Origin of the sequence: Xanthovirga aplysinae (assembly GCF_009711365.1) — a bacterium.
GTDB lineage: Bacteria > Bacteroidota > Bacteroidia > Cytophagales > Cyclobacteriaceae > Xanthovirga > Xanthovirga aplysinae.
On the sequence record NZ_SMMB01000188.1, the window covers coordinates 1 to 628 of the forward strand.

1 protein-coding gene is annotated in these 628 nt (G+C 33.3%); it reads left to right on the plus strand.

The features are described from left to right. Positions 1-46: 46 nt before the first annotated feature. Positions 47-601: a hypothetical protein gene (locus E1171_RS00350; protein WP_155203004.1), complete on the plus strand. Its 555-nt coding sequence runs from the start codon at positions 47-49 to the stop codon at positions 599-601. Positions 602-628 lie beyond the last annotated feature (27 nt).

The window sequence follows — 628 nt, forward strand, 5'->3', positions numbered from 1 at the left end:
TACCACATATGTGGTATATCTGGTTGTTAGCTAACATTAGATAAAAATGTGCAGATACGCATTCAAAACATATAAAATTCATTTTGCTTGTTTCGATTGTAGAAAGTCCTTCAAAAAAGCACCGATTGAGGATTTAGCAATTCAAAATGGCGATTGGGAAGACTATAAAGAGGTTTTTTGGAATATTTCTTCGGGGAAAAACAAAAAGCTCCTAAAGGAGAATCCTGAAAAAGTTGAATACTTGACTGAAAAATATAAGAATAGAAAAGAGAAATGCCCTGAATGTGGTGGATTAATGGCAGATTTGGGACTTGATTTCAAAGCTCCCAAAAAAGATAAAGTTAAAGAGTGGGAAATAATAAGAGGATTATATCGAAGTGGTAAAACTTTCTATTCTTGTGGTTGCGATGGAATAGGATATGTTCCAAAAGATAAAAAGGCTTACAAAGATTATCTTATAAAGAATCGTACATATTATCAAGATCGTTTGGAAAATCGAGATGCTACCTTACACAAGGAAAAACTAAGTGATTATATCAACCGATTTAGTCATTTAATAGAATTGATCGAGAATGAATTGAAATTACTAAACGTTAGCTAATCGAGTAGGTGGCTGACGGCCGGATGA

Coding starts and splice junctions, on each gene's coding strand:
- E1171_RS00350 (WP_155203004.1), top strand. CDS start 47: ATGTGCAGATACGCATTCAAAACATATAAAATTCATTTTGCTTGTTTC.